The organism is Acinetobacter sp. Colony158 (assembly GCF_019264745.1).
GTDB lineage: Bacteria > Pseudomonadota > Gammaproteobacteria > Pseudomonadales > Moraxellaceae > Acinetobacter > Acinetobacter ursingii.
Map to the genome: position 1 here is coordinate 1,833,849 of NZ_CP078523.1, position 7,603 is coordinate 1,841,451.

8 protein-coding genes and 1 pseudogene are annotated in these 7,603 nt (G+C 38.3%); 3 read left to right on the top strand and 6 right to left on the bottom strand.

Translation table 11 applies throughout. The annotated features are described in order from the left end of the window. Together JR005_RS07565 and JR005_RS07570 are read left to right on the top strand one after the other, a co-directional pair. Window positions 1–1,058 (top strand): NADH:flavin oxidoreductase/NADH oxidase (locus tag JR005_RS07565; RefSeq protein WP_218664820.1); only part of this gene is annotated, 1,058 nt, incomplete at its 5' end. A gap of 60 nt (window positions 1,059–1,118) precedes the next feature. Continuing rightward, window positions 1,119–2,042: an AEC family transporter gene (locus JR005_RS07570; RefSeq protein WP_218664821.1), complete on the top strand. Its 924-nt coding sequence runs from the start codon at window positions 1,119–1,121 to the stop codon at window positions 2,040–2,042. Window positions 2,043–2,087: 45 nt separating this feature from the next. On the opposite strand, the gene JR005_RS07575 is transcribed toward JR005_RS07570, so the two are convergent. From JR005_RS07575 to JR005_RS07595, 5 genes are all read right to left on the bottom strand, one after another. After that, window positions 2,088–2,897 (bottom strand): tetratricopeptide repeat protein, encoded by an 810-nt coding sequence (locus tag JR005_RS07575; RefSeq protein WP_004992511.1) that lies wholly within the window; start codon window positions 2,895–2,897, stop codon window positions 2,088–2,090. 195 nt (window positions 2,898–3,092) lie between these two features. Next, a complete protein-coding gene (locus JR005_RS07580) occupies window positions 3,093–3,800 on the bottom strand; it encodes a DsbC family protein (protein ID WP_004992516.1) in 708 nt (235 codons plus the stop codon). A 75-nt stretch (window positions 3,801–3,875) separates the two neighbouring features. Continuing rightward, entirely contained in the window at window positions 3,876–4,187 is a 312-nt protein-coding gene (locus JR005_RS07585) for a low molecular weight protein tyrosine phosphatase family protein (protein WP_004992517.1), read from the bottom strand. A 6-nt stretch (window positions 4,188–4,193) separates the two neighbouring features. Next, window positions 4,194–4,916, bottom strand: a complete 723-nt coding sequence (locus JR005_RS07590; RefSeq protein ID WP_004992521.1) for a YgfZ/GcvT domain-containing protein — start codon at window positions 4,914–4,916, stop codon at window positions 4,194–4,196. 636 nt (window positions 4,917–5,552) lie between these two features. Beyond that, window positions 5,553–5,747 (bottom strand): hypothetical protein, encoded by a 195-nt coding sequence (locus tag JR005_RS07595; RefSeq protein ID WP_004992522.1) that lies wholly within the window; start codon window positions 5,745–5,747, stop codon window positions 5,553–5,555. A 531-nt stretch (window positions 5,748–6,278) separates the two neighbouring features. Here JR005_RS07595 and sbmA point away from each other — a divergent pair. After that, on the top strand, window positions 6,279–7,475 hold the full coding sequence (gene sbmA, locus JR005_RS07600; RefSeq protein WP_004992524.1) for a peptide antibiotic transporter SbmA: 1,197 nt from the start codon (window positions 6,279–6,281) through the stop codon (window positions 7,473–7,475). A gap of 42 nt (window positions 7,476–7,517) precedes the next feature. Here the strand turns inward: sbmA and JR005_RS14735 are convergent. Next, window positions 7,518–7,603 (bottom strand): annotated as a pseudogene (locus tag JR005_RS14735) (chromate transporter); the annotation flags it as partial.

A 7,603-nucleotide genomic window follows, 5' to 3' on the forward strand; every position in this document is an offset into this window, starting at 1 on the left:
TCATTGCACCGATGTGCCAATATTCTGCAACTGATGACGGTGAAATTACCTATTGGCATGAACAGCAATGGGCCAATTATGCGCTATCTGGTGCAGGCCTATGTATTATTGAAGCCTCTGCGGTTCAAGCCCAAGGACGCATCAGTTATGCCGATGTTGGTCTTTGGAATGATACTCAACGAGATAAAATCAAAGCGCTTTTGGATAATATTCAGCAACTTTCGCCAATGCCATTTGCGATACAGCTTGCTCATGCGGGTCGTAAAGCATCCACAGATAAACCATGGTTAGGTAAAGGACAAATCGCTCCAGATCATGTACATGGCTGGCAAACGGTGGCACCGAGTGAAATTGCGTTTGGTGCTCATGACATGCTCCCGCATTCATTAAGTATTGATGAGATCAAACAGATTCAGGCAGACTTTGCTGCTGCGGCAGTTCGTGCTGTGGACGCTGGTTTTCAACTCATCGAAGTTCATGCGGCACATGGTTATTTGTTACATCAGTTTTTATCGCCGTTGTCGAATCAGCGTACGGATGAATATGGCGGTTCATTTGAAAATCGTATTCGGATGACTTTAGAAGTGCTGCAAGCGATTAAAACTGCTGTGCCTCAAAACTTTCCAGTTGGTGTGCGTATTTCTGCAACAGACTGGATGCAGCCAACAGCAAGTTGGGATATCGAGTCGAGTATTGGATTATCGTTGGCTCTACAACAATTAGGCGCAGCTTATATCCACGTGTCTAGTGGCGGTTTGCATGAGCTTCAGGACATTAAAATTGGTGCGAATTATCAGGTACCTTTTGCCGAGCAGATTAAATCCAAAGTTTCAATTCCTGTAATTGCAGTGGGTTTGATCACAGAGCCAGAACAAGCTGAAGCGATTTTACAAAACGATCAGGCCGATGCGATTGCACTGGCAAGAGCTATTCAGTACGATCCACGCTGGCCGTGGCATGCAGCCGCTGCATTAGGTGCTGAAATTGAGATTTCACCACAATATTTGCGTTGCCAACCGCATGGCTTAAAGCAATTATTTAAACCATTTAACCATTAATTTTTTTAGCAAAAGGCGCACTTGGTTGCGTCTTTTTATTTTGATAAAAAGGATGCCAATGTGGTTGTACAGGTCATCGTACCAATTTTTCTATTATTGTTGGCAGGTTACTTGAGTGTTTCAATTCGACTGATTACACCTGATCAGATCAAGGCATTGAGTGCTTTTATTATCAAAATAGCCTTACCCGCATTTTTACTGTATGCCTTATCTAATAAAAGTTTAAATGATATTTGGCATCCGTCTTATTTTATCGCCTATGGTGGCGGTTCTTTAATTATCTTTGCATTGGCGTTTTATTGTTATCGTTATTGCTTTTCATATAGTCTGACTCCAACGGCTGTTCTGGCAATGGGCGCTTCTATGTCCAATACGGGCTTTATTGGAACGGCGGTATTAAGTTTACTGATGGGATCACATGCTGCGATTTATATTTCATTGACATTGATTCTGGAAAATTTATTGATCTTGGCTTTGGTTCTGGCATTAGCAGAAGCAGGGCAGCAAGAACAACAAAAAGTATGGGCGCTATTGCAAAAAACCGCACAAAATTTGCTAAAAAATCCTGTGATTATTACCATTATTTTGGGGATGAGTTGTATCTTGTTAGATATCCGCTTGCCTACTTTAGTCGATCAATCTTTAGCTTTGTTAGGGAAAACGGCATCGCCTTTAGCATTATTTGTGATTGGTGGAAGTTTGGTTGGAATGGGTATGAGTGCTTTGAATCTGCAAAGTGGCTTGTTAGTGGCTTTTAAAGTTATCCTGATGCCTTTAATGATCTATTGCTTACTGCGGATGTTGCCAGATGTGAGCCAAGAAATGTTATATGCGGGAACCATTTTAGCTGCATTACCAATGCCGATTGCCTTTGGAATTTTTGGGCAGGCTTATGGTTTAAATGAACGTGCTTTAACCCCTTTGATGTTAAGTACGATTTTAGGCTTTGTTGGGATTAGCAGCTTGATCATGTTGTGGTGGTAAATCATTTTGCCTCGATGATAGAGGCAAAATGATTTGTTGTTTCACTTAACTTTTTGCTTTGGTGGCAGGTGCTTTCGCTTTTTCCGCAATCAGCTTATCTACCGTAGCCAGTGATTCTTTGGCTTGAGGAACATTATCCTGAGCTAGAGCAGCAAAAATTTTGCGTGCTTCTGGCAAATTTTGCGGCACAATATTGCCGTTAGTCATCAAGTTTCCAACGGCCATCAGCGCAGGAATATAGCCTTTCTTGGCTAGACTTTCGATACTGGCTAAACCCACTTTAACTGCGGCCTCATTCTTGGTCTTAAAACCATTACTGATGTCATATATCGCTTTTAAGTGTATGGCACGATAATTATTTTTATTGATTAATGGCTGAAGCTTTTGTAGTGCCAGTTTATTCGAAGCATCTTTATTTTCAGCAAATAATAATACGGCAAGTTCTACGGTTGCTTCATCCAAACCTGCATTCGAGGCTTTTTCCAGATATTCACGCCCCTTTTTCTCATCCTTCGTGACACCTAACTCACCCGCCATATAAATTTGAGCAAGGCGATATGTCGCGACTGGATAACCTTTATTGGAGGCTTCCTGATAAGCAGCAAGCGCTTTTTTTGAATCCTGAGCAGTACCTTGTCCCAATTCACTCATAAATCCCTGATTGTAAATCGCTTGCGCATTGCCTGTTTTGGCTAAACGATCCATTTCCTGATAAGCCGCATTATAATTTTTGTCTTTATATAACTGTTCAGCTTTGGCAAAAGGGTTATTGGCTGTACTGGTTTGAGGGGCTGTTTCTGCTGCAAAGGTGGTTGAAGATAAAGCAATAAGACCGACGAGAAGAAGTTTTTTCATTTTAAAAATCCTGTTGTCATACTTACATCATTCCATTGATGCACAATATGGGTATTACATTGTGAATCATCATCATAAAAGTTTTGCGTGGAATGTAAATATAAAAATTGAGAATGAATGTGTCATTTTTTACAGTCGATTGCTTAATCATAGATTAAATTTGGGAAGATCAAAGATTTTAAACTTCCCTAAAATTTATTTGGTTTTATCTAAAAGCTGATTTAATTCATCGGCCTCCACCGCACCTGTAATTCTGTTGCCATTTTTGAGGAACATGGTGGGAGTTCCGCTAATTTTTAAGCGTTTACCGAGTTCCAGATTTTTCTGAATTGGTGTTTGGCAACTTGCAGATTTTGTCGGCTGTTTTTTATTTAAGAGATAATCTTCCCAAGCAGCATATTGGTCTTTGGCACACCAGATTTGCGTGGCCATATTTTCTGCATTCGGATGTAAACCTTTGAGTGGATATAAAAACAAATAAATCGTGACATTATCGACCGATGCCATTTGCTTTTCTAAACGTTGGCAATAAGGACAATCAGGGTCGCTAAAGAGGTATAGAACACGTTGACCATTGCCTTTGACATGTTTAATGGCTTGATCGAGAGGTAGTGTGGAAACATCAATTTTTTCAAGTTTTTGTAAACTATCTTCGGTTAAATTCTTTTGGTTTTTATTGTCAATGAGATTGCCAATAAAAAAGTAATTGGCATCATCATCGGTATAGACAATTTGCCCGCCCATATAGACTTCATAAATGTCTTTTAAAGGCGTGGTTTGTACCGATTGCACTGGAATATCTGGAAAATTCTTCTTTAAATTTTGTTGCACAGTGGCAATATTGGCATGGCTGAGGGAGATACTAAATAAGCTTAGCGTCAATGCGCTGAATAAAAATTTCATGTTGCATTCCACAATAAAAAGCCATTTGATCATGCCAAAAAATGATGAAAAACAATAGTGAAGAAATGTGTTTAGTTATAAATAAGGCTGCATGGCTTGGCTTAACAATTCAACCAAGTCTGGATGCATAAAATGATATTCATCTGGGATTTCTAAGACGGTAATTTTTTTATTTCTCAGATTCTTATTGAATTGTTCAACCAATCTTTGTTTATGGTGATATTCCATCACAAAAATATGATCTGCCCATACGATATCTCGTGCTGAAACCACCCGTTTGGCTTGCTTACTCGTTCCAGCAGAACGCGTATTCATGTGTTTTGAAAATACACGTTCTGCTGTTGGGCTACGCCATTGATTTCTACTACAAATAAATAGAGCATTCATCGCAAGTTATTGCGGTCTTGCCACATCACCACTTAAATATTCGGGTAAATCCAAAATGGTTAAGCTCAATTCTTCAAGCGCAGCAGGTTTGGCTACGACCAAGGCTTTATAACCACCTTCAACCGCAATACTATTGACCACTTCAACGTCGTTACTTAATTTTGTTGCGGGTGCAGGCACTTCACCATTGCCAAGTACCAAATGTAACCAATGTTTTGGTTTAGCTTTAAACCACAATCGCGCGATAATTTCCTGACCTAGATAGCACCCTTTATCGTAATGAACGCCTTCACGTTGATGTAAGCGTAATTCCTGCGGCTGAAACTCATGCTCAGTGCTTTGAGCAATCCATGCCTGACCGGCTTCGATGGCATGTAATTGCCAAGCGGTAATATCTGATTCTGTACTTGAAAATTCACTGCTTTTCTCAACCAGTGATGGAAATACAGGACCCGTATCCTCTAGTTTCATTTTAGAAAAAGCGCCGTATTTACGAATATGTTTGGCAAATTCCTCGCTCTGATCCTGCGTGGTGACAATTTGAAAGCTTTCGGAAGACTGTTTGTTTAACCATAAGCCAAAATGGATGCGACCTTTTAAATCACAAATTGCAGTATAACGGGTCGTATTTTCAGATAAAGCTTCGACATTAATCGTAACTTGACCCTGCAAAAATTTTTGTGCATCAACACCATGTAGTGAAAATGAAGCGAAAGCTAAATTGCTCATAAGCGAATCTTCAACCCATCATTTATTCCCAAAAGTGGGGTCTATTTTGCGCCATTTCTTAAAAAAAATCAGCTTTATTACATTAAGCCTGAAGCATTTGATCAAGGCAAAGTTGATACCCTGCATAAGTTTGCTCAAACGATTATTCCACCTTAGATAAAACCTAATAAATGATTAATAGTATAAAGAGCCAGATGTAAAATTAAAAAATTTCGCTATTGAGGAGAAAGGAGATGTTAAAAATCTGAAAGTGGAAATATAAAGAGAATTTTTTCTAAGAAAACTAATTAATTTGCGATAAATTTTCAATTACGTTTAATAAAGCTAGAAATTCGGAAAACAATCTCTCCGGATTCTCTCTAGACTATTTAGCAAGGTTAGGAACAAAAGTTCCACAGGGGATCGAAAAGAGTAGCATGCACCGAAATGTATCACGTAAGTGTGTACTCACCCAAAAGGTCTCGATTCGGCTTAGGACGCTATAGACCAAAAGTTTATAGGCAAAGGTTATGACTTACAAAGTCATGAGTGTTGAAGTAAACCATCCGTGTTTTCCCTTTAACCCAAAAATTACATCTCCGTGATCTTAGATCAGTCAATACAGCACCAAACATCAAAACGATATAAAGAACACCATTATAATGGGTGCCAAGTTTTGCCTTCCTGATCTAAAGCAATCGTAAACGAAAAGCCTTCATCATCAGAAACCAATAAAGAGGTTGGTGTTGGCATCATGACTTTAAGCACGGTTCCTTTTTCGAAAACTTTAGGTGTAAAATTTTCTTTATGTAAAGTAATCGTTTCGATAAGTTCGATAGCTTTTAGATCCATAAAAATTTACTCCCGTTTGAAGTGCATATATTTTATATATTGTATATCAAACTTAGTCCATTTATGAGACATATCTGACAAACAAAACGCCTATCAAAAATTCTATTTAAAATTTATATCTATATTTTTTAAATAGATATGATGTTGTCGGGTTGATTTTAATAAACTTGGATCAGATATGTTTATTTTGCTCACTGGTGAAAATGACATAGTTAATACGTTCGCTTTCACGCAATGAATCTCTTGAAATTACCTATTTCTTTATATCTTTAAGTCAATTTAAATCATCTATTAAAGTAACTTTAAAAAAACAAAAAACGGATATCGGCATTTAAGAAAGCTGAGCTTGGCTGAAGTATAAAAAATGAAAGCAACTATCAATGTATGGGACTTGTATCGTCCATACAAAAAGCGCTATATAGAGCTGTACATAAATAACAAAGAACAGACAGTTATTTAGGCGGAATTTAAGATTTACATCTTAATTTCTATCCCAACGATAGTGCGCAGAAAAAGGAATATCGCAACTTCATGTTCAAGTCATTTTTTCCAAAACCCAAGTGGTTTTTTTTATCACTCATCTTCTGGTTTATTATTAATATTGTGCTTTGGTATTCAGGCGGCAAAGAGTGGGGCGAATTTTTGGGTTTTCCAAAAGGATATGCCGATGCTGAACTTCCTGTCGGTGTAAGCCGTTTTTGGTCGCCTGCTTTTTTATGGTTTTATCTTTGGTTTTTTGTGGCGACAGCCATATTTGCTTTGTTTTGGAAGAAAGTTTCAGATAATCCGTGGCAACGATGGTCAGTTTGGGGTTCCGCTTTTATTTTATTCAATATCTGGTTTGGGGTACAGGTCAGTGTTGCGGTAAATGCTTGGTATGTGCCTTTTTGGGATTTGATTCAAAGCATGCTGACCAATGGCGGTGGAAACATAATGGATTTATATAAAGAAACGATGGTTTTTCTTTATATTGCCATGGTTGGAGTAACGCTTGCGGTGATTAATGCCTTTTTTACCAGCCATTATGTTTTTCGCTGGCGGACGGCAATGAATGATTATTATACGGCAAATTGGGACAAATTAAGGCATGTGGAAGGGGCATCACAGCGTGTGCAGGAAGATACCATGCGTTTTGCTACTATCATGGAAGATTTGGGGGTAGAGCTGATCAAAGCGATGATGACTTTAATCGCGTTTCTTCCACTACTTTTTCAACTTTCAAAATATGTTCCGGTTGTTCCGATCGTGGGTGAGCTCAATCATTCATTGGTTTGGGCTGCGATTGTATGGTCATTATTTGGAACTATCTTATTGATGGTGGTGGGGATTAAATTACCTGGCTTACAATTTAATAATCAAAAAGTTGAAGCAGCATATCGTAAAGAATTGGTCTATGGGGAAGATCATGCGGATCGTGCACAACCTGCGACTTTAAAAGAATTATTTAGTCGGGTACGCAAAAACTATTTTCGACTTTATTTTCATTATGCTTATTTTAATTTAACTGCTACATGGTATGGACAACTGGATATTCTTTACAATCTGGTGGTTTTATTTCCGTCGATTGCCGCAGGAAAACTGACTTTAGGTCTGATTAATCAAATAGGCGGAGTATTCGGTAAAGTCCGTGACTCATTTCAATATTTGATTAATTCTTGGAAAACGATTATTGAATTACTCTCCATTCATAAGCGTTTAAAAGCCTTTGAATCAATCTTAGATAAATAAGTTTAAACCCGCAAGCAGCGGGTTTTTTATGTCTGTTCCGATTTAGAGCAGCACAATACCCAAACCTGCACCAAGCAACATGACCCAAAGCGGATGAATTTTTTTAAATAAACCTAAAAGTGTAGTCA